The 19,665-nt window shown below is 73.3% G+C and carries 15 protein-coding genes; 9 read left to right on the top strand and 6 right to left on the bottom strand.

All coding sequences use genetic code 11. From position 1 onward, the window contains the following. The first annotated feature begins 10 nt into the window (after positions 1–10). Positions 11–679 (top strand): GAP family protein, encoded by a 669-nt coding sequence (locus IH44_RS0103680; RefSeq protein WP_030457915.1) that lies wholly within the window; start codon positions 11–13, stop codon positions 677–679. Continuing rightward, complete coding sequence (locus IH44_RS0103675) at positions 679–2,367, top strand: SulP family inorganic anion transporter (RefSeq protein WP_035953771.1); 1,689 nt, start codon at positions 679–681, stop codon at positions 2,365–2,367. Before IH44_RS0103680 ends, IH44_RS0103675 begins: the two co-directional genes overlap by 1 nt. A 7-nt stretch (positions 2,368–2,374) precedes the next feature. Here the strand turns inward: IH44_RS0103675 and IH44_RS0103670 are convergent, their stop codons facing one another. Further along, complete coding sequence (locus IH44_RS0103670; protein ID WP_051816512.1) at positions 2,375–4,126, bottom strand: hypothetical protein; 1,752 nt, start codon at positions 4,124–4,126, stop codon at positions 2,375–2,377. Between the two features lie 151 nt (positions 4,127–4,277). Here IH44_RS0103670 and radA point away from each other — a divergent pair, with 151 nt between their 5' ends. Together radA and disA are read left to right on the top strand one after the other, a co-directional pair. Next, positions 4,278–5,798 carry a DNA repair protein RadA gene (gene radA, locus IH44_RS0103665; protein WP_030457912.1) on the top strand — a complete coding sequence of 507 codons (1,521 nt, stop codon included), beginning with the start codon at positions 4,278–4,280 and terminating at the stop codon, positions 5,796–5,798. 121 nt (positions 5,799–5,919) lie between these two features. After that, positions 5,920–7,026: a DNA integrity scanning diadenylate cyclase DisA gene (gene disA / locus IH44_RS0103660; RefSeq protein ID WP_014136538.1), complete on the top strand. Its 1,107-nt coding sequence runs from the start codon at positions 5,920–5,922 to the stop codon at positions 7,024–7,026. Here the strand turns inward: disA and IH44_RS42360 are convergent. Next, a complete protein-coding gene (locus tag IH44_RS42360) occupies positions 7,023–7,610 on the bottom strand; it encodes a helix-turn-helix domain-containing protein (RefSeq protein ID WP_051816511.1) in 588 nt (195 codons plus the stop codon). The two genes, disA and IH44_RS42360, sit on opposite strands and share 4 nt — an antisense overlap. A gap of 133 nt (positions 7,611–7,743) precedes the next feature. Between IH44_RS42360 and IH44_RS0103650 the strand changes: the two genes are divergently transcribed. Next, positions 7,744–8,994 (top strand): MFS transporter, encoded by a 1,251-nt coding sequence (locus IH44_RS0103650; RefSeq protein WP_030457909.1) that lies wholly within the window; start codon positions 7,744–7,746, stop codon positions 8,992–8,994. Between the two features lie 172 nt (positions 8,995–9,166). Here IH44_RS0103650 and IH44_RS0103645 read toward each other — a convergent pair whose 3' ends face one another. Next, positions 9,167–10,027 carry a hypothetical protein gene (locus tag IH44_RS0103645; RefSeq protein ID WP_030457908.1) on the bottom strand — a complete coding sequence of 287 codons (861 nt, stop codon included), beginning with the start codon at positions 10,025–10,027 and terminating at the stop codon, positions 9,167–9,169. 133 nt (positions 10,028–10,160) lie between these two features. Here IH44_RS0103645 and IH44_RS0103640 point away from each other — a divergent pair, with 133 nt between their 5' ends. Beyond that, positions 10,161–10,940 (top strand): rhomboid family intramembrane serine protease, encoded by a 780-nt coding sequence (locus tag IH44_RS0103640; protein ID WP_030457907.1) that lies wholly within the window; start codon positions 10,161–10,163, stop codon positions 10,938–10,940. A 35-nt stretch (positions 10,941–10,975) separates the two neighbouring features. Further along, a complete protein-coding gene (locus IH44_RS0103635; RefSeq protein WP_030457906.1) occupies positions 10,976–11,881 on the top strand; it encodes an A/G-specific adenine glycosylase in 906 nt (301 codons plus the stop codon). A gap of 76 nt (positions 11,882–11,957) precedes the next feature. Here the strand turns inward: IH44_RS0103635 and IH44_RS0103630 are convergent, their stop codons facing one another. Next, entirely contained in the window at positions 11,958–13,550 is a 1,593-nt protein-coding gene (locus tag IH44_RS0103630; protein WP_030457905.1) for an MDR family MFS transporter, read from the bottom strand. Positions 13,551–13,760: 210 nt separating this feature from the next. On the opposite strand from IH44_RS0103630, the gene IH44_RS49315 reads away from it, so the two are divergent. Continuing rightward, on the top strand, positions 13,761–14,357 hold the full coding sequence (locus IH44_RS49315; protein WP_030457904.1) for a TetR/AcrR family transcriptional regulator: 597 nt from the start codon (positions 13,761–13,763) through the stop codon (positions 14,355–14,357). Between the two features lie 52 nt (positions 14,358–14,409). Here the strand turns inward: IH44_RS49315 and IH44_RS42355 are convergent, their stop codons facing one another. Then, positions 14,410–15,423, bottom strand: coding sequence for a M23 family metallopeptidase (locus IH44_RS42355; RefSeq protein WP_051816508.1), 1,014 nt, complete (start codon positions 15,421–15,423; stop codon positions 14,410–14,412). A gap of 364 nt (positions 15,424–15,787) precedes the next feature. On the opposite strand from IH44_RS42355, the gene IH44_RS0103615 reads away from it, so the two are divergent. Further along, a complete protein-coding gene (locus IH44_RS0103615) occupies positions 15,788–16,894 on the top strand; it encodes a low specificity L-threonine aldolase (RefSeq protein WP_030457902.1) in 1,107 nt (368 codons plus the stop codon). A gap of 71 nt (positions 16,895–16,965) precedes the next feature. On the opposite strand, the gene IH44_RS0103610 is transcribed toward IH44_RS0103615, so the two are convergent. Continuing rightward, positions 16,966–19,239, bottom strand: a complete 2,274-nt coding sequence (locus IH44_RS0103610; protein WP_232794808.1) for an immune inhibitor A domain-containing protein — start codon at positions 19,237–19,239, stop codon at positions 16,966–16,968. Between the last annotated feature and the right edge of the window lie 426 nt (positions 19,240–19,665).

Below are 19,665 nucleotides of genomic sequence, written 5' to 3'. Positions count from 1 at the left end.
GGGGACGGAGATGGGAGACGCGATCGGGCAGATGCTGGCCTCGGCGGTCGGCATCGCGATCAGCCCGCTGCCGCTGATCGCGGTGATCCTGATGCTGGCCACCCCGCGCGGCCGGTCCAACGGCATCGCGTTCACGGCCGGCTGGGTGGTGGCGCTCGGCGCGGTCACCACGGTGGTGGTGCTGGCCGGTTCGGGCATCGACACCAGCGCCGGGACGCCCGACTGGTCGTCCTGGGTGAAGCTCGGGCTGGGCGTGCTGTTCCTGCTGCTGGCGGCCAAGCAGTGGCAGGGCCGGCCCCGGGCGGGGAAGGTCGCCGAACCGCCGGGCTGGATGCGGGCCGTCGACCGGTTCACCCCGGCGAAGTCGGCGGGCCTGGCGGCGGTGCTGGCCGCCGCCAACCCGAAGAACCTGGTGCTGGCGGTCGGCGGCGCGGTCTCCATCGCCACCAGCGGCGCGAGCGGCGGCGGCAAGGCGGTGGCCGGGGCGCTGCTGGTGCTGATCGGCTCGCTGTGCACGCTGCTGCCGCTGGGCGTCTACCTGCTCGGCGGGACGCGGGCGACCGAGGTGCTGGGCGGCTGGAAGGCGTGGATGTCCGCGCACAACTCGGCGATCATGCTGGTGCTGCTGCTGGTCCTCGGCACCAAGTACATCGGTGACGCCGTGGCGGGCCTGACCTGATGCGCCGTCCGTCACCGCGATCGCTGCGTTCGCCGGGACGGCCGAAGCCGAGTGACGTCACCTCCGGCCTGGTCACCGGCCTGTTCTCGATCCCGGAGGGCATGGCGTACGCGTCGATCGCCGGGTTCAACCCGGTCGCGGGCCTGTTCTCCGGCGTCGTCCCGGCGATCGTCGGCTCGCTGGCCGCCCGCACCGTGCTGATGGTCACCACCCTGACCAGCGCCATCGCGCTGACCTCGCAGAGCGTGCTGGCCGACGCCGGGCTCGACCCGAAGGACGCCGGGAACGTGGCGGTGCTCGGCGTGCTGTCCGGCGCGGTGATGCTGCTGATGGGCGTGCTGCGGCTGGGCGTGGTGCTCAGCTTCGTCTCCAACGCGGTGATGGTCGGCTTCTCCACCGGCATCGCGCTGCAGATCGTGGTCGGCGTCCTCAAGGACGCCACCGGCTACCAGCCGCAGGGCCACAACAAGCTGGTGCAACTCGGCGACTGGCTGGCGCACCCCGGCTCCTGGGAGCTCGCCGCGACGCTGGTGGCGGCGGCCACCGTCGCGGTGTGGGCGCTGGCGCACGCGGTGAAGCGGCTGCGGACGGTGGCGCTGCTGGTGGCGATGGTGCTGGTCAGCGCGGGCGTGGCGGTGCTCGGCACCGGCGTCGAACTGGTCGGCGGCATCGCCGACATCCCCGCCGCGCTGCCGCACTTCACCGCCCCCGACTGGTCGGCGACCCGGCACCTGCTCGGCGGGGCGCTGTCGATCGCGCTGGTGGCGCTCGCCCAGGCCGCCGGGATCAGCCCCTCGGTGCCCAACCCGGACGGCTCGAAGCCCGGCGTCAACGGCGACTTCACCGCGCAGGGCCTGGCCAACGCCGCCGGCGCGCTGTTCCAGTCGCTGCCGGTCGGCGGCTCGCTCTCGCGCACCGGCGTCGCGGTCTCCGCCGGGGCCCGCACCCGCTGGGCGGGCGTGTTCTCCGGCGTCTGGCTGGCGCTGATCGTGCTGACCCTGGCCCCGCTCGCCGAGCACATCCCGATGCCGGTGATCGGCGGGCTGATCATCGTGGTCGGCGGCGAGCTGATCGTCGGCAAGGTCCCCGACATCGGGCTGGTGCTGCGCACCTCGAAGCTGTCCGCCGCCGCGATGGCGGTCACCTTCCTGGGCACCACCCAGCTGCCGCTGCAGCAGGCGATCATCCTCGGCGCGGTGCTCTCGCTGCTGCTCTACTGCGTGCAGGCGTCCCGGCAGGCGAAGCTCACGGCGCTCGACCGCACCCCGGACGGGCGCTGGGAACTCGCCGACGTCCCGGCCGAACTGCCCGCGGGCCGGGTCACCGTGCTCGCCTACAGCGGGGTCAGCCTGTTCGCCGAACTCCCGCTGATCGAGGCCGACTGGCCCCGCGCCCCGGACGGGCCCGCCGTGCTGGTGCTGGTGGTGCGCACCGTCCCCGACGTGCCCTCGTCCAGCATGGTCAAACTGCTGCGGCGCAAACAGGACGAGCTGGGCGCCCGCGGCGGACGGCTGATCGTCGCCGGGGCGCAGCCCTCCTTCGTCCGGCTCGCCGGGCACACCGGGCTGGCCGGGGTGCTCGGCCCGGACGGAGTCGTTCCCGCCGACCCCGTCCTGGACGCCGCACTGGAGGAGGCGGTGGCCCGCGGTGAGCGCTGGCTGACGGGCCGGCGCACCGCGGCGGACTGACGCCCCGTCAGGGCGAGGGCGACCCGGACGGCGCGGCGGACCCGGACCCGGACGGCGACGACGACGGTGACGGGGACGCCGACGGGCCGGTGGAGGACGGGGGCGCGGACGGCGAGGGGGACGCCGGGGCGGAGGGCGACGGCGAGGCGGACGCGGAGGCCGACGGGGCGGGGCCCGACGGGCTCGGCGAGCCGGACGGGTCGGCCGGGCCCGGGGAGCCGGGGCCGCCGGAGGGGCTCGCGGACGGCGACGGGCCGCCGGGGGTGGGCAGGCCGCGGTGGTCGGTGCCGCCCTCCAGGGTGACCACCGCGGTGGAGGGCGGCAGCGCCAGGTGCGCCGTCCAGCGGGACTGCGGGGCGCGCGACTCGTCGACCGTGACGGTCACGGTGATCCGCTGACCGGGGGCCAGGGTGCCGGCGTCCCGGCTCAGCCGCAGCCAGTCCACGTCCAGCACGGCGTGCCAGGACAGCGGGCCGTCACCGGAGTTGGTCAGGGTCAGCACCGTGCGGTTGCCGTACTCGCCGGCCTCCACGGTCAGCCGGGCGGCGGTGGCGGACGGCGGCGGGGAGGGTTCGGCGGTCAGCGCGGGGCTGGAGAGCGGGGCGGCCCCGGGCGAGGGCACCGCGACCGCCGGACCCTGAACCACCGGCAGGGACGTTTCTGCGGCAATCGCGCCCGCCAGCTCCAGCGACCCGACCGAGGCGGTCGGCGGCAGCGCCGCCGCGATCGCGGTGGGCTCCGGCACCGGCACCCGGTGCCCGGGCCCGGCGGGGTCCACCCGGACCGAGGACACCGCGGTGCGGTCCTCCCCGCCGTCCCGGTGCGCGCTCCACAGCGCCACCACCGGCGCGGCCAGCACCGCCGCCAGCACGCCCGTGGTGACCACCCGTTGGCGCACCGCCGCGCCGCGCGCCGCCGAGGGCATCCGGTGCCGGGGGAAGCCGCGCTGGTCGAACCGGGGCTCCGCCGGTCCCTGCGCGGCCCGCCGGCCCGCCGCCGCACCGGCCAGGAAGGCCGTCCCGCCGACCGGCGCGGACGCCGGGCGCAGCGGGCCGGGCGCGGCCAGCAGCGGCAGCCCCGGCAGTCCGGCCAGGCCGTGCCCGAGCTGCCCGGCGACCCGCTCGGCGGTGCCCCGGCAGGTCGGGCACTCCACCAGGTGCGCCACCAGCTCCCGGCGCAGCGCCGGGCCGAGCACCCAGCCCCGCCAGGACTCCGCGCCGACCCCGCCGAGCTGGGCCAGCTCCGGGCAGGAGCCGACGCCGAGCACCAGCAGCGCCGTCCTGGTCCGGCCGACCTCGGCGCCCGCCGCGTCCAGCAGCGCCGCCGCGGCCTCGGGGCTCAGACCGAGCACCGCCGCGACCTCGGCGCCGTCCAGCCGGTGCCGCACCGCCAGCTCCAGCGCCTCGCGCTGCTCCGGGTCGGTGCCGGCCGCCTCCGGCCAGGCCAGCGAGGCGAGTTCGCGGCGCCGCTCGCGCCCGGGCGGCCCGCTCGGGACGGGGCCGCCCTCGTCGGCGGTCCCGTCGAGCCGGGCCAGGCAGCGGTGCCGGGCCAGCGCGTACAGCCAGGCGCGCAGCAGCGCCGGGTCGTCGATCCGGCCGCCGTGGCGCCGGGCCAGGTCGCGGACCTCCAGGACGGCCGCGCTGGCGGCTTCGTGCTCGCAGAGCACGGACAGGCAGTAGGTGAACAGCCCGTCGACGCACGCGCCGTAGGCCCGCAGGGCCGGGGACGGGTCGACGGGGTGGGGCTGGCCGGTGGTCACGGTTCGACGGTAGGCAGCCGAAACCCGCCGCCCGGGGGGTTTCGGCCGTTTGTCCTTCTTTCGGGTAACAGGACCGATTCCTTGTTCGTTTGGTTGACGCCGTCCGGGTGACGTCCGGGCGGTGTCGGTGCCAGGCGCTACCGTGGCCCGCATGGCTGCCCGTACCAAGACCACCGCGAAGCCGCGCCCCTCGTACCGCTGCACCGAGTGCGGCGCCCAACTGCTGAAGTGGGTCGGCCGCTGCTCCGAGTGCAACGCCTGGGGCACGGTGGAGGAGTACGGCGCGGTGCCGATCCGGACGACGGCGGCCGGGCCGGTCTCCGCGCCCGCCAAGCCGATCGGGCAGGTGGACGGGCAGGTCGCCACCGCCCGCTCCACCGGCGTCCCGGAGCTGGACCGGGTGCTCGGCGGCGGCCTGGTGCCGGGCGCCGTGGTGCTGCTGGCGGGCGAGCCCGGCGTCGGCAAGTCCACCCTGCTGCTGGACGTGGCGGCGAAGGCCGCCTCCGACCGGCACCGCACGCTGTACGTCACCGGCGAGGAGTCGGCCGGCCAGGTCCGGCTGCGCGCGGACCGGATCAACGCGCTCTCCGACCACCTCTACCTGGCCGCCGAGCAGGACCTGGGCGCGGTGCTCGGCCACATCGACGCGGTCAACCCCTCGCTGCTGATCCTCGACTCGGTGCAGACCATCGCCTCCGCCGAGCTGGACGGCGCCCCCGGCGGCCCGGCGCAGGTCCGCGAGGTGGCGGGCGCGCTGATCCGGGCGTCCAAGGAGCGCGGCATGGCCACCCTGCTGGTCGGCCACGTCACCAAGGACGGCCAGATCGCCGGCCCCCGCCTGCTGGAGCACCTGGTGGACGTGGTGCTCTCCTTCGAGGGCGACCGGCACGCCCGGCTGCGGCTGATCCGCGGCGTCAAGAACCGCTACGGGGCGACCGACGAGGTCGGCTGCTTCGAGCTGCACGACGAGGGCATCGTCGGCCTGGCCGACCCGTCCGGCCTGTTCCTGACCCGCCGCGACAAGCCCGTTCCGGGCACCTGCCTGACGGTGACGCTGGAGGGCAAGCGCCCGCTGGTGGCCGAGGTGCAGGCGCTGATGGTGGACTCGCAGATCCCCTCGCCGCGGCGCACCACCTCGGGCCTGGAGTCGCCGCGGATCGCCATGATCCTGGCGGTGGTCGAGCGGCACGGCGGCGTGAAGCTCGGCAAGCAGGACATCTACACCGCCACGGTCGGCGGCGTGAAGCTCACCGAGCCCTCGGCGGACCTGGCGATCGCCCTCGCGGTGGCCTCCTCCTCGACCGACACGCCGCTGCCCAGCAACCTGGTGGCGATCGGCGAGGTCGGCCTGGCGGGCGAGGTGCGGCGGGTGACGGGCGTGCAGCGCCGGCTCGCCGAGGCGCACCGGCTCGGCTTCACGCACGCCCTGGTCCCGCCGGACCCGGGCAAGGTCCCGCGCGGCATGCAGGTGGTGGAGGTCTCCGACATCGGCGAGGCGCTGCGGGCGATCCCGGGCCGCCGCCCCCGCTCGAAGCCCCGTCAGGAGGCCGTGACGCCCGCCCAGCAGGGCGCCCAGGCGCTCGCCCAGGCCCGCGCCCAGGCCCCCGTCGCGGCCCACCCGGAGGAGCTGATGGCGGGCTGGGAGCCGGTCGACTCGGACGAACTGGGCTGACCCACGCCCCGCCGCGGCCGTACGCAGTTAGACTTCACCTGCTCATCGGCATCATTCGCAGCAACAACAGACAGACCGTCGGCCGCCGCGGCACACGGTCCGGGTCGGCCCAAGGAGTCACGTGGCAGCCATCGACCGGGCGGACAAGTCCTCCCGCGAGGAGGCCCTGCTGCGGGCCTCCCTCAGTGCGATCGCGCCGGGCACGGCGCTGCGGGACGGCCTGGAGCGGGTGCTCCGGGCCAACACCGGCGGCCTGATCGTCCTCGGCTTCGACAAGAGCGTGGACGCCCTGTGCACCGGCGGTTTCGTGCTGGACGTCGAGTTCACCGCCACCCGGCTGCGCGAGCTGTGCAAGCTGGACGGCGCGGTGATCCTCGACAAGGACCACGCCAAGATCCTGCGCGCGGGCGTCCACCTGATGCCGGACGCGAACATCCCCACCGACGAGACCGGCACCCGCCATCGCACCGCGGAGCGGGTCAACCGGCAGACCGGCTTCCCGGTGGTCGCGGTCTCGCACTCGATGCGGCTGATCGCCATCTACGTCAACGGCGCCCGCCGGGTGCTGGAGGACTCCACCACCGTGCTGTCCCGGGCCAACCAGGCGCTGGCCACCCTGGAGCGCTACAAGCTCCGCCTGGACGAGGTGGCGGGCACGCTGTCCGCGCTGGAGATCGAGGACCTGGTCACCGTCCGGGACGTCTCGGCGGTGGTGCAACGCCTGGAGATGGTCCGACTGATCGCCGGCGAGATCGCCGGGTACGTGCTGGAGCTGGGCACCGACGGCCGGCTGCTGTCGCTGCAACTGGACGAGCTGATCGCCGGCGTCGAGCCGGAGCGCGAACTCGTGGTGCGCGACTACTTCCCGGACCGCGCCGCCAAGAAGGGCCGCACGGTCACCGAGGTGCTCGCCGACCTGGAGGCGCTCACCCACGCCGAGCTGCTGGACCTGCAGACCGTCGCCAAGGCGCTCGGCTACACCGGCACCCCCGAGTCGCTGGACTCCGCGGTCTCCCCGCGCGGCTACCGGCTGCTGGCCAAGGTGCCGCGGCTGCCGAACACCGTCATCGAGCGCCTGGTCGACCACTTCGGCGGCCTGCAGAAGCTGCTCGCCGCGTCCATCGACGACCTGCAGACCGTGGAGGGCGTCGGCGAGACCCGGGCCCGCTCGGTGCGCGAGGGGCTGTCCCGGCTCGCCGAGTCCTCCATCCTGGAGCGGTACGTCTAGTCCTGCTCCGCCTTCGGCGGGTCCACCGTGTAGAGCAGCGAGAACAGCGTCGCGTCGACGGCGTCCGGGCCGGTGTAGTCGCCCTCCGCGAACACCTCGTCCAGCGCCTGGTCGATCCGCTCGCGCAGCCGCCGCAGCTGCTGCGGGCTGAGCCGGAAGGTGGCGTGCGCGAACTTGCCGGCCCGCTTCTCCGGGGACATGTCGACCCGCCCGGCCAGGAAGTACCGCTGGAAGTCGGAGCGCACCAGGTCCATCGCGGCCAGCACCGCCTCCAGCACGGCCGGCTGCTCGCCGCCCTCGGCGAACACCTGCGGCGACAGCCGCAGTGAGTGCTGCGCCGAGCGGTAGCGGCTCTCCACGATCCCGGAGACCAGCCGGGTCTCCGCCACGTACACCAGCCCGGTCTGCTCCAGCTGCTTGACGTGCCGGTACAGCTTGGTCGGCGCCTCGTCGAGCTCGGCGGCGACCTCCTTCACCGACACCGGCTCCGGGTCGCGCTTCATCAGCACCCCGAGGACGGCCAGCCGCAACGGGTCCGCCAGGGCCTTCAGCGTCGCGACGTCCGTGACCTCGCGCTCCTTCATCCGATCCACCACGTTCACATTCAGCCATGGCGTCAACGCTTGTGCAATCGTTCTCGGCCGTGCAACCATTCACGTGCACGTGAATGGTCTCTGAATCATGAACATGGGCGGGAACATGAACGGAGTGCGGGAGATGACCGCGACACTCGAACCGGGATCCACCGCGGTGCCGCTGCGCCGCAACCGCCGCTTCCAGACCCTCTGGGCCGGCTCCGCGGCCGCGATGCTCGGCACCTGCGTCGCCGACACCGCGTACCCGCTGCTGCTGCTCGCCATGACCGGCTCCCCGACGGTGGCCGGGGCGTTCGGCGCCGTCCAGTTCGGCGCCTCCGTGCTGTTCGGCCTGCACGGCGGCGCGGTCGCCGACCGGCACGACCGGCGCCGGATCCTGATCCTCGCCGACACCGCCCGGCTGCTCACCGCGCTCAGCGTCGCGCTCGCCCTGGCCGCCGACCGGCTGACCGTCCCGCACGCGCTGCTCGCCGCCGCCGTCATCGGCGCGACCATGGCCTACGGCGGCCCCTCCCGGATGCTCGCGCTGCGCGCCGTCGTCCCGCCCGAGCAGCTCCGCCAGGCCCTCTCGCAGGACGAACTCCGGGTCAACGGGGCCGCGTTGGCCGGTCCGCCGCTGGCCGGGTTCCTGCTCGGCCTCGGCACCGCCGTGCCCTTCCTGACCACCGTCCTCACCTCCGGCCTCGCCCTCGGCGCGAGCGTCGCCGTCCGGTTCGACTCCCGCCCGGGCACGCAGGCGCCGACGGACGGGCGGGAGGAGGGCGGGCGGGAGGAGGGCGCCGCGTTCGCCGGGCTGCGCTACCTGTTCGCCCACCGGGTGCTGCGCGGCACCGTGCTGGTTGCCGCCGCGCTCAACCTCACCGGCTCGGCGATGCTGCTGGCCGTCATGGTGCTGCTGCGCGACCACGGCACCTCCCAGGCGGGCATCGGCCTGGCCCTCACCGGCGAGGCCGTCGGCGGCCTGCTCGGCGCCCTGCTGGTCTCCCGGCTGCACCGGCTGCTCAGCCCCGGCGCCCTGCTGCTGGCCGTCGCCTGGAGCGGCGCGGCCGCCTTCGCCGTCCCCGCGGTGGCGGCCGGCCCGGTGGTGGTGTTCGCGGCCCTCGCGCTCACCTCGCTCGGCGTGCCGGCCCTGCGCGTGATGCTCGACGTGCTGGTCTTCCAGCGCGTCCCCGAGGAGGTGCGCGGCCGCGCGATGGCCGGGACGATGACCCTGCTGATGGCCGGTCTGCCGCTCGGCACCATGACCGCGGGCCTCCTGCTCGACCGCCTCCCCGCGGCCACCGTCCTGGTCCTGCTCGCCGCGGCCCTGGCCGCCGCGCTGCTGCCGCTCACCCTCGGGCGCAGCCTGCGCGGCACCAGCTGGACGGCATGAGAGCCCCTTCAGGGGCCCGGGGAACGGCGGGTCCGTGCTGCTGACGGTCGGAGCCCATCGGAGGTTCGTGCTGCTGCGTGTAGTGACAGAACCGGAAGCCGATGCGCGCTCCGGCAGTGAACGTCCAGCAGACCCGGGCTCGCCGTTCCCCGAGCCCCTGGCGGGGCTCTTCTCAGCTCTCCAGGCGGATCGAGGCGCGGGCCGAGAGCGGGCCGCCGGCCGGGCCGGTGAGGTCGGCCTGGACGAGGTAGTTGCCGGGCTGGGCGGGCGCCGGGTCGGGGGTGGCGCACTGCGGCTTGGAGCGGGTGCGGTCCCAGGTGAAGGTCTCGGTGACGCCGCTGTTGCCGGCGATCTGGGCCCAGGCGTCGACGCGTTCGGTGACGCAGTCGGCGGAGGACCAGATCCGCTCGTTGGCGCTGGAGGTGACGGTCAGGAACGAGTACTCGTGGGAGAGGTTGATCCGGCAGCCCGCGCCGGAGGAGTTGCGGACGGTCAGCGCCAGCTTCGGCTTGTCCTTCGCCGCGTACGAGTTCTGCGCCGAGGCGAGTTCGAGGGTGAGCTGCGCGGTGGTGCAGACCGGCAGGGCCATCACCTCGGTGGTGTTGACGGCGGGCGAGGCCCCGCCGCCGGCCCGGGGGGTGCCGCCGGTGCCGGAGCCCGTCCCGCCGGTGCCGCCCGTCCCGCTGGAGGAACTGCCGCCGCCGGAGGTGCTGTTGCCGCCGGTGACGCTGATCTCGCCGCCCGCGCCGGAGCCCGTCCCGCCGGAGCCCGTCCCGCCGGTGCCGCCGCCGGTGCCGCCGGGGCGGGTGGTGATGGCGGGGCCGGTCGGGGAGGCGCCGGGGGTGATGGACTGGGCGGGGGCGGGCAGCGGGCTGCCCTGGGCGGCCTTCTTCTGCTGGTCGCCGCCACTGCCGCCGAACGCCAGCCAGCCGACCAGGAGCAGGACGACGGCGAGGGCGGCGAGGACCACGACACGGCGCCGCCAGTAGATCGAGGCGGGCAGTGGTCCGACGGGCTGGCGCAGAGAGGGCACGCGCAAACTCTACGAGACCGTGTGCACCTGTTGACGCATCAACACCGCACCGGGACCACTTCTTTCACATCATCCGCCATTTGGTCCGGAAGAGGGACTCGACACGTCGGCGCGTCGCCCTATAGTCGCCCTCATGGCCTCCCCGCACGCCCCCGCCCCCACCGGTACGCCCCTCGACCCGGCGCAGATGATCGCCGAGGCGCGCAAGGCGTTCTTCGTCATGTTCGGGTTCCTCTGCCTGGTGTGGGCGACGCAGCTGGTCAACTGGCTGCTGGACGGGCGGATGGCCGTGATGCACGGCATCCGCCCGCACGACGCGGACACCCTCGGGTACCTGCTGACCGCCCCCTTCCTGCACCTGAACTGGCAGCACCTGGAAGGCAATTCGGGCCCGCTGTTCGTCTTCGGGTTCCTCGCCGCGTACCGCGGGGTGCGCAAGTTCCTCGGGCTGACGGTGCTGCTGGTGGTGACCAGCGGGATGGCGGTGTGGCTGTTCCAGTCGGGTGACACGGTGACCGTCGGCGCGAGCGGCGTGGTCTTCGGCTACTTCGGCTACGTGGTGCTGCGCGGCCTGTTCGACCGCAACCTCATCGACTCGCTGATCGGCCTGGTGATGGGCGCCTCCTTCGCCTACCTGCTGAGCACGGCCGTCCCGGGCACCCCCGGGGTGTCCTGGCTGGCCCACATCGGCGGCCTGGTCGGCGGTCTGCTGGGGGCGTGGATCTTCCGGGACCGCAGCCCGAAGCAGGCGGCCGCGCTGTCCGACGGGGGCGACCCCCTGTCGCTGCCCGGCCCGGGCGGCGGGTCCGGCCGCAAGCCCGGGAAGAAGTCCGGCCAGATCGCGGCCGGCCCGGCCGGCCCGGCCAGCCCGCGTGCGGACCTGCTGAAGGAGCTCGACGACCTGGGGCTTTAAGCCTGCGGCACCGGTCGTGGCAGGATCGAAAAACCATGGTTGCCACAGCTTCGACTCTCTCCCCGGGCGCCGTCCAGGCGCTGCACTCGACCGTCATCGGCTGGTACGAGACCCACGCCCGCGACCTGCCCTGGCGCACCCCGGACGCCTCGCCGTGGGCCGTGATGGTCAGCGAGTTCATGCTCCAGCAGACGCCCGTCAAGCGGGTGCTGCCCGCCTACGCGGCCTGGCTGGAGCGCTGGCCCACGCCCGCCGCGCTGGCCGCCGACGCGCCCGGCGAGGCGGTGCGGATGTGGGGCCGGCTCGGCTACCCGCGCCGCGCGCTGCGGCTGCACGGCGCGGCCGTCGCCATCACCGAGCGGCACGGCGGCGCGGTGCCGGAGGACCACGCGGCGCTGCTGGCCCTGCCCGGGGTGGGGGAGTACACGGCGGCGGCGGTCGCCTCGTTCGCGTTCCGGCAGCGGCACGCGGTGCTGGACACCAACGTGCGCCGGGTGTTCGCCCGGGCGGTGACCGGCGTCGAGTACCCGGCGAACGCCACCACGGCCGCCGAGCGCCGCACCGCCGTCGAGCTGCTGCCCGCGACCGACGAGCGGGCCGCGACCTGGGCGGTCGCGGTGATGGAGCTGGGCGCCCTGGTGTGCACCGCGCGCGGCCCGGAGTGCGGCACCTGCCCGCTGCGGGCGGACTGCGCCTGGCAGCGGGCCGGCCGCCCCCCGCACCAGGGCCCGGCCCGCCGCGGGCAGACGTACGAGGGCACCGACCGGCAGGTGCGCGGCAAGCTGCTGGCGGTGCTGCGGGACGCCCGCGGGACGGTCGCCCAGGGGCAGTTGGACGCGGTGTGGCCGGACGCGGTGCAACGCGCCCGGGCACTGGACGGGCTGGTCGCCGACGGGCTGGTCGAGCCGGTCGGGCCGGGCACCTACCGCCTGCCGCAGTGACCCCGCGCGGAGCGCGCGAACGGCCCGGGACCGTGCGGTCCCGGGCCGTTCGGCGTTCCTCAGGCCGCGGCGGGCCTCAGAGCGCGCCCTCCAGGGCGGCCTCGGCCTTGGCCTCGGCGGCGTCCGCGCCACCGCGGAGCTTGACCTCGCGGATGAACAGCGAGGCGGCGATGGCGACCACGCTGATCACCGTGCCCCACAGGAAGACGGTGTGCATGCCGTTGGCGATGCCGTGCTGGAGCACCGAGACCGCCTCGGGCGGCATGCTCTTCAGCGTCTCCGGGCTCATCGAGCCGGTGGACTCGCCGCCGGCCGGCATCCCGGCGGCCTTCAGGGTGTCGTTGAGGCGGTTGACGTACAGGGTGCCGAACAGCGCCACGCCGAAGGAGCCGCCGATGGTGCGGAACAGGGTGGCGGAGGACGAGGCGACGCCCATGTCCTTCATCTCCACGCTGTTCTGCGCGACCAGCATGGTGACCTGCATCAGGAAGCCCATGCCGGCGCCGAGCACCACCATGTAGCAGGAGGAGGTGAAGCTCTTGGTGTCCACGGCGAGGGTGGACAGCAGCAGCGAGCCGCCGGCCATCACGGTGGTGCCGATGATCGGGAAGATCCGGTACTTGCCGGTCTTGGTGATGGCCTGGCCGACCACCAGGGAGACCACCAGCATGCCGAACATCATCGGCATCAGCAGCAGGCCGGAGTTGGTCGCCGAGGCGCCCTGGACGATCTGCTGGTAGGTGGGCAGGAAGGTCACCGCGCCGAACATCGCGAAACCGACGATGAAGCCGATGATCGAGACCATGGTGAAGTTCCGGTTGCGGAACAGCTTGAGCGGGATGATCGGCTCGGCGACCCGCTGCTCGACGTAGCAGAAGCCGATCAGCGAGGCCAGGCCGAGCGCGCCCAGGCCGAGGATCTGCTTCGAGCCCCAGGCGTACTCGTGGCCGCCCCAGGTGGTGACCAGCACGGCCGAGACGATGCCGACGGTGAGCAGGATCGCGCCGAAGTAGTCGATCTTCGCGTTGGAGCGGATCTTGGGCAGCTTCAGCACCACGAGGATGAAGACCAGCGCGATCGCGCCCAGCGGCAGGTTGACGTAGAACGTCCAGCGCCAGTTCAGGTGGTCGGTGATGAAGCCGCCGATCAGCGGGCCGCCGACGGTGGCCAGCGCCATCACGGCGGCGAACATGCCCTGGTACTTGCCGCGGTCGCGGGGCAGCACCAGCGCGCCCATGATCGACATCACGCCGACCATCAGGCCGCCGGCGCCGAGGCCCTGGACGGCGCGGAAGGCGATCAGCTGGGTCATGCTCTGCGACAGGCCGGACAGCGCCGAGCCGAGCAGGAAGATCACGATCGAGACCATGAACGAGCCCTTGCGGCCGTACAGGTCGCCGACCTTGCCCCAGATCGGGGTGGAGGCGGCGGTGGCCAGGGTGTAGGACGTCACCACCCAGGACATGTGCTCGGCGCCGTGCAGCTCGCCGACGATGGTGGGCATCGCGGTGCCGACGATCAGGTTGTCCAGCATGGCGAGCAGCATGGTGATGACCAGGCCGACCATCACCAGGCGGATCTCGCGGTGCGGGCGCTGCTCGAACTCGTCGGGCTTCCCGAGTTCGACGGGCGGCTCCCCCGGAACCGCCTCGGACTGCTGGGTTGTCATGGTGCGTCTCTCCCGGGGCACAGGTGCCGCGGGGTGCCGCGGCGGTACTTACTTGACGACCGGCTAGTTAATCGCCGTCCGGCACGGTAGGTTGTTCCCTAGCCGGTCGTCAAGCCAGTTTCGGAGCAGCCCCTCTGGGCAGGGAGAATGCCAACCGAACGGGACCTTGACGCCGGTCCCGCACCCGCTTCACGAGGCAGGCCGCCAGCGATGACCACCACCCAGAGCCCCCGCAGCGACACCAGAGCGCGGATCATCGACGTGGCCCTGGAGTTGTTCGCCGAGCACGGCTACGAGAAGACCTCGCTGCGGGAGATCGCCGACCGCCTGGGGGTCACCAAGGCCGCCCTCTACTACCACTTCAAGACCAAGGACGACATCGTCCGCGGCATCGTGGAGAAGATGGCCGCCCCGCTCGACGACGCCATCGCCTACGGCGAGGGCAAGCCCTGGTCGCCCCAGCTGCGCGACGAGCTGCTGCGCCGCTTCGCGGCCGGGATGGGCGAGCGGGCCCCGCTGCTGCGGTTCTTCCACGAGAACCAGCCCGCGCTGCGGGAGTCCGCGGCCGGGCTCGCGTTCAAGGACCGGATGATCCGGATGATCAACCTGCTGCACGGCCCGGAGCCGACCTTCCGCGACAAGCTGCGCGCCACCGTCGCGCTGACCTCCATGCACTCGGCGATGTTCCTGCTCAAGGCGGACCTGTGCGAGCCCGACCGGCCCGCCCCCTCGGTGGAGGAGGCGATGGAAGCGGCCCTGGAGGTCGCCCTGGAGGTCGCGGCACGCATCGAGCCGCCCGCGCGGTAGGCGCGGACGGCTCGGGGCTGAGCGGCGGTACGGGGGAGCGGCGGGCGGCGGATCAGAAGTTGGTCGCGCCGTGCTGCTTCAGGTAGGCGACCGGGTCGATCACCTTCGCGTACTGGTTGGCGGTGCGGATCTCGAAGTGCAGGTGCGGGCCGTGCGAGTTGCCGGTGTTTCCGGACTTGCCGACCTGGTCGCCCGCGCCCACGTGCTGCCCGGCCTTCACGCCCAGCTGCGACAGGTGCGCGTACTGCGCGAAGCGGCCGTCGGAGAGCTTCAGCACGATCTGGTTGCCGTAGGCGCCCGCGTAGCCGGCCGACACCACGGTGGCGTCGCCGACGGCCAGCACCGGGGTGCCGACCGAGACCGCGAAGTCGGTGCCGGTGTGGTAGCCGGCCGCGTACGCCGCGTTGGTCTTGTGGTACGGGTTGCTGATCGCCGCGCCCGGCGCGGGGGAGGACCAGGACGGCTTGGCGGCGGCGGCCTGCGCGGCAGCGGCCTGCTCCGCGGCGGCCTGGTCCGCGGCCGCCTTCTCGGCGGCGGCCTGCTGCTCGGCCGCCTGCTGCTGGGCGGCGGCCTGCGCGGCCTGCTCGGCGGCGGCCTGGTCCGCGGCGGCCTGCTGCTGGGCGGCGGCGGCAGCGGCCTGCTCCTGCTCGGCGCCCTGCCCGGCGGCCTGCAGCTCGGTGCGCTGCTCGCTGCGGGAGGCCTGCTCGTCCTGCGGCCGGGCCTGGGCGTCCGTTCCGGCGCCGCCGTCCAGCGAGGCGACGACCGCGGCCTTGGCCGCCTTGGCCTGCTCGCTCTGCGGCGCGGCCTGGACGGGCAGCCGGAAGTCCTGCGCCCGCACGGTGGCGGCACCGGCGGCGGCCTGGTCGGCCGGGTGCGCGCCCTGCGCGACGGCCTGCCCGGTGGGGATCAGCAGCGCGCCGGCGGCGACCACGGCGGCGCCGGAGGCGAGCGCCTTGGCGGGGGCCAGCCGGGCCGTGGTGAGCGGGGCGGAGGAGAGCACCGAGCGGACGTGCTTGGTGCTGATCGCCTGGAGAAGCCGGCGGCCGGTGGCGGGGAGGGAACGCATCGGGGTCGGTACCTCACGGGACGGGGCCAGCGCGGGGCCGAGCCGGTGCGGCTCGCCGAACTGGTGGAACGACTCCGGTGTAAACGACCCGGATGCGAAGGCCCAAGCGTGTGACCTACGACGGCCGGTAGTGCGGAAGGCGGCCGGAATACCCCCGCGAGGCGTCGGCCCGAACGGCTTTTCGCGCCCCAAACCTCCTATCCCGGGTCGTATGTCGGAAATGTGCTGTGAGCAGCGCCACCGGGAACCGCCCGGTTTGGGCCCGAACCGCCCCGGGTAGAACAGCGCTTCGAACCAGCTGCACCATCCGATCCACCCGCCCCCGCCACCCGGTCGGGGAATCCCCGTCGGAGATGATCAGCTGATGAACGACACCCCTGTTCAGGACCGCCGCTTCCGGGCCCGCCGCCAGGCCGGCCGGCTGCTCTCCGGCGGCCGCCCGCAGACCGTCCGCGAAGCGCTCGCCGACCTGGCCGGCCTGGCCGACGGCCCGCTCACCCCGGACGAGCCGGTCGACATGTACGGCAACGGCATCGTCCGCACCCTGGAGCGCCGCACCGCCGAGCTGCTCGGCAAGCCCGACGCCGCCTACTTCCCCACCGGGACGATGGCCCAGCAGGCCGCCCTGAAGACCTGGGCCGACACCCACGGCCCGGTGGTCGGCATGCACCCGCTCGCCCACCCCGAGCGCCACGAGCGCCGCGCCCACCAGGTGCTGTCCGGGCTGCGCAGCGTCCCGCTCACCGGCGCGCCCCGGCTCCCCACCGCCGCCGAACTGGCCGACCTGGACGAGCCGTACGACGTGCTGATGCTGGAGCTGCCGCTGCGCGACGCCGGCTTCCTGCTGCCCGACTGGGCCGAGCTGGAGGCGCTGTACGAGCTGGCCGAACGGCAGGGCCGCCCGGTCCACCTGGACGGCGCCCGGCTCTGGGAGTCCGCCCCGCACCTGGGCCGCACCCTGCCGGAGGTCTGCGCCCGGGCCGGCTCGGTGTACGTCTCCTGCTACAAGTCGCTCGGCGGCCACAGCGGCGCCCTGGTGGCCGGCGAGGAGGAGTTCGTCCGCCGGCTCAAGGTCTGGCGGCACCGCTACGGCGGCAGCCTCTGGCAGCAGTGGCCGGCGGTGCTCTCCGCGCTGGCCGGGCTGGAGCGCGAGCTGCCCCGGCTGCCCGGGTACGTGGCGCACGCCAAGGTGGTCGCCGCCGCGCTCGCCGAGGCCCCGGGCGCCCGGGTGCACCCCGCGCCGCCGCACACCCACCAGTTCCAGTTCTGGCTGCCGCACCCCGCCGAGCTCCTCAACGAGGCCGGCCTGCGGCAGGCCGAGGAGCAGGGCGTCGCGCTGTTCGGCGGCTGGCGCGAGCCGGGCCCGCAGCCCGGCCTGTCGATGACCGAGGTGACGGTGGCCGCCGACGCCGCCGGGTGGAGCGCCAAGGAGGTCACCGCGGCGCTGCAGGACTTCCTCGCCCTGCTCTGACCGGCCGGGCACGCGAAGGGCCCCGGCGGTTCGGAAACCGCCGGGGCCCTCGCTGTGCTACCGACCAGGTGTCACTTCTTGACGGGCTTCACCTTGATCATGGCTTCCAGGTCGTTGTGGGACTGCCACAGCACCTCGATCTGGGTGCCGGTGTCCGGGACCTGGACGCTGCTGTACTGGTTCTCCGGGAACCAGTACTTGGTGGTGTGGTCGTTGAAGACCGTGACGCCGCGCGAGCTCGGGATCTTGGTGAGCGCGTCGGCCTTGTGCAGCTGCAGGCCGTCGGTGCGGTCGGAGCCGAAGGTCGCGTCGTAGGACTGGAAGCGCGGACGCATCAGCGTGCCGTCGTTCCACTTCAGCGGCGCCGGGTGGGCGTCGACCGGCAGGATCAGGCCCTGGCCCGGGTGGTTGAACACGTTGTTGTCGGACTGCGAGGAGTCCCACAGCCAGATCAGGATGCCGTTCTGGTTGGCGTAGTGCTCCACCCAGTCCGGACGGGCGGCCGAACCGAAGTTGTACGGGCCGGTCTTCAGCGTGGTGTCGAACGAGACGTACTGGCGGTTCTCGACCAGGTAGTGCTGGTCGTAGTCCTTGGAGAACTTGCCGGAGATCCGGGAGAAGCCCGCCGCGGTCCAGCCGTTGTCGCCGTTCTCGGCGCCGTCGGTGAACAGGGCCGCGCCGTCCGCGGTCACCGAGATGTTGTCCAGGGCGATGCCCTTGTTGTGGACGCCCGGGTCGGTGGTGTTGTGGAAGCGGACCTGCACCGACTTGCCGGCGTAGGCGTCCAGCGGGAAGGCCAGGTCGGCCCAGCCGTTGGTGCTGCCGGTGAGGGCGTTGTCCGCGATGGCGGCGCCGTTCAGGGTGCCGGCCAGCGAGGACCAGTTCTTGCCGCCGTCGGTGGAGACCTCGGCGTACGCGAAGTCGTAGTCCTGCTCCAGGTCGATCCAGGCCTTCGCGGTCAGCTTGGCCGAGGTCTTGCCGGTCAGGTCCACGGTGCGGGTCAGCGTGACGTTCAGGTTGTCGGCGCTGCCGCTCCACCACTCGTTGCCACCCTCGAACGGGGTGTTGATCTCGGTGGTGACGGTCTTCGGCGGCAGGTTGACGACCAGGCCCTGCTTGCGCTTGGTGTTGTACTCGACCGGGCCGAGCAGCGACAGCGAGGTCTGGCCCGCCTTGGCGGTGTCGTAGTTCAGCCAGCCCAGCTTGAGCTTCGACCAGACGTCGAGGTCGTTCGGCATGTCGCCGATCTCGTTCTTGCCCTCGCCCAGCCAGGAGCCGGAGGACATCAGCGACCAGAAGCCGACCGAGTTGTCGATGCCCTGGCCGGTGGTGTCGTACAGGTCCGGCAGGCCCAGGTCGTGGCCGTACTCGTGGGCGAACACGCCCAGGCCGCCGTTCTCCGGCTGCATGGTGTAGTCGCCGACCCACAGGCCGGTGGCGCCGATCTGGGTGCCGCCGAGCTTGTTGTTGTCCGGGCCGGTCTTGCCGGCCTGGTTGGCGTACGCGTACGAGCGGTGCGCCCACAGCGCGTCCGTGCCCTGCACGCCGCCGCCGGCCGACTGGTCCTCACCGGCGTGGACGATCTGGAAGTGGTCCAGGTAGCCGTCCGGCTCGTTGAAGTTGCCGTTGCCGTTGTAGTCGTAACGGTCCCACTGGTCGTACTGCGCCAGGTCGGCCTTGATCTGGGCGTCGGTGCGGCCCTTGGCCTTCTGGTCGGCGACCCAGGCGTCGATGCCGTCGCGGATCAGGTCCTGCGCGTTGGCGCAGACGTGCTGGCCGCAGTAGTCCGAGCCGTAGCGGGCCTCGTTCCACGGCACCCGCACCCAGTCGGTGACCAGGCCGTCGACCGAGTACCGGCCGGAGGACTGGCGCTCGTAGTACGTCTTCAGCGAAGGCTTGTCCTTCGCGAAGTAGATGTCCTGGTAGTGCGCCTGGTTGTAGTCCGCCTGCCAGGCCGTCGAGTTGTCGTTCTTGCGGTCCGGGGCGGCGATCTGGTTGTGCGCCGGGCCGGGGGTGCCGCCGTACTTGACCTTGCCGTCGGCGGTCTTGGTGGTGGTGTCCACCTGGTCGCCGAAGTCGACGAGGATCGTGAAGATCTTGTCGGTGCGCTCGCGGGACAGCTCGACGTACTTGTCGCGGCCCAGCTTGATCGAGGAGCCGTTGCCGTGCTGCTCGACCTTCGCGGTCCCGTTGACCAGTTGCTCCACCGCAGCGGTCTGCTCGGCCTGCTGCTTGTCCGCCAGCGGGCTCTGCAGCTCGCGCGGAACGCTGTCGTTCTGGACGGCGTCGGCCGGGTCAGTGATCGTCGTGGCCGCCGGGGCGGCGGTGGCCGTCCCCGGGAGCATTCCGGCGCCGAGCGCGGCGGTCACCGCGACGGCGGCGGAAGCCGCGACAGCCCTCTTGGTTATTTTCAACGTGGTGACGTCCTCCCCTTACCGGTGGGGCTGATGGCCTGACCGGTGAACCAATGCAAGACAGGTGGACGACATTTGACCCAAGGTCCGGTAAAAAAGAAAGACCTTGACCGGGCCATGGCCACGCCGCTATGCTCCCGCAACCCGGTTCGCCTGACGGACCGTCAACCTACCTGCGGGGCCGGGCCGCCAAGGGCCGATCGTGCCCGCACCGTGCCGCGGTCCACCCGTTCGGCGGCCCGCCGGGCCCGTATTCACAGCACACGGAAACCTAAACAGTTTTTCAACTGAAAAGCGGCGCACCGAAAAGCCTCCGCCCCCGACCTGGACAGGTCGGGGGCGGAGGCTTGCCGAGTG

Source organism: Kitasatospora sp. NRRL B-11411 (genome assembly GCF_000721345.1).
GTDB lineage: Bacteria > Actinomycetota > Actinomycetes > Streptomycetales > Streptomycetaceae > Kitasatospora > Kitasatospora cineracea.
This window is presented reverse-complemented; position numbering and strand designations above follow the sequence as displayed.

Bases quoted from the DNA above. Each gene is read 5' to 3' on its own strand.
- IH44_RS0103650 (WP_030457909.1), top strand. From the start codon at position 7,744: ATGACCGCGACACTCGAACCGGGATCCACCGCGGTGCCGCTGCGCCGC.
- IH44_RS0103640 (WP_030457907.1), top strand. From the start codon at position 10,161: ATGGCCTCCCCGCACGCCCCCGCCCCCACCGGTACGCCCCTCGACCCG.
- IH44_RS0103615 (WP_030457902.1), top strand. From the start codon at position 15,788: ATGAACGACACCCCTGTTCAGGACCGCCGCTTCCGGGCCCGCCGCCAG.
- IH44_RS0103610 (WP_232794808.1), bottom strand. From the start codon at position 19,239: ATGCTCCCGGGGACGGCCACCGCCGCCCCGGCGGCCACGACGATCACT.
- IH44_RS0103680 (WP_030457915.1), top strand. From the start codon at position 11: ATGGGAGACGCGATCGGGCAGATGCTGGCCTCGGCGGTCGGCATCGCG.
- IH44_RS42355 (WP_051816508.1), bottom strand. From the start codon at position 15,423: ATGCGTTCCCTCCCCGCCACCGGCCGCCGGCTTCTCCAGGCGATCAGC.
- IH44_RS0103635 (WP_030457906.1), top strand. From the start codon at position 10,976: ATGGTTGCCACAGCTTCGACTCTCTCCCCGGGCGCCGTCCAGGCGCTG.
- IH44_RS0103630 (WP_030457905.1), bottom strand. From the start codon at position 13,550: ATGACAACCCAGCAGTCCGAGGCGGTTCCGGGGGAGCCGCCCGTCGAA.
- IH44_RS49315 (WP_030457904.1), top strand. From the start codon at position 13,761: ATGACCACCACCCAGAGCCCCCGCAGCGACACCAGAGCGCGGATCATC.
- radA (WP_030457912.1), top strand. From the start codon at position 4,278: ATGGCTGCCCGTACCAAGACCACCGCGAAGCCGCGCCCCTCGTACCGC.
- IH44_RS42360 (WP_051816511.1), bottom strand. From the start codon at position 7,610: ATGAAGGAGCGCGAGGTCACGGACGTCGCGACGCTGAAGGCCCTGGCG.
- IH44_RS0103675 (WP_035953771.1), top strand. From the start codon at position 679: ATGCGCCGTCCGTCACCGCGATCGCTGCGTTCGCCGGGACGGCCGAAG.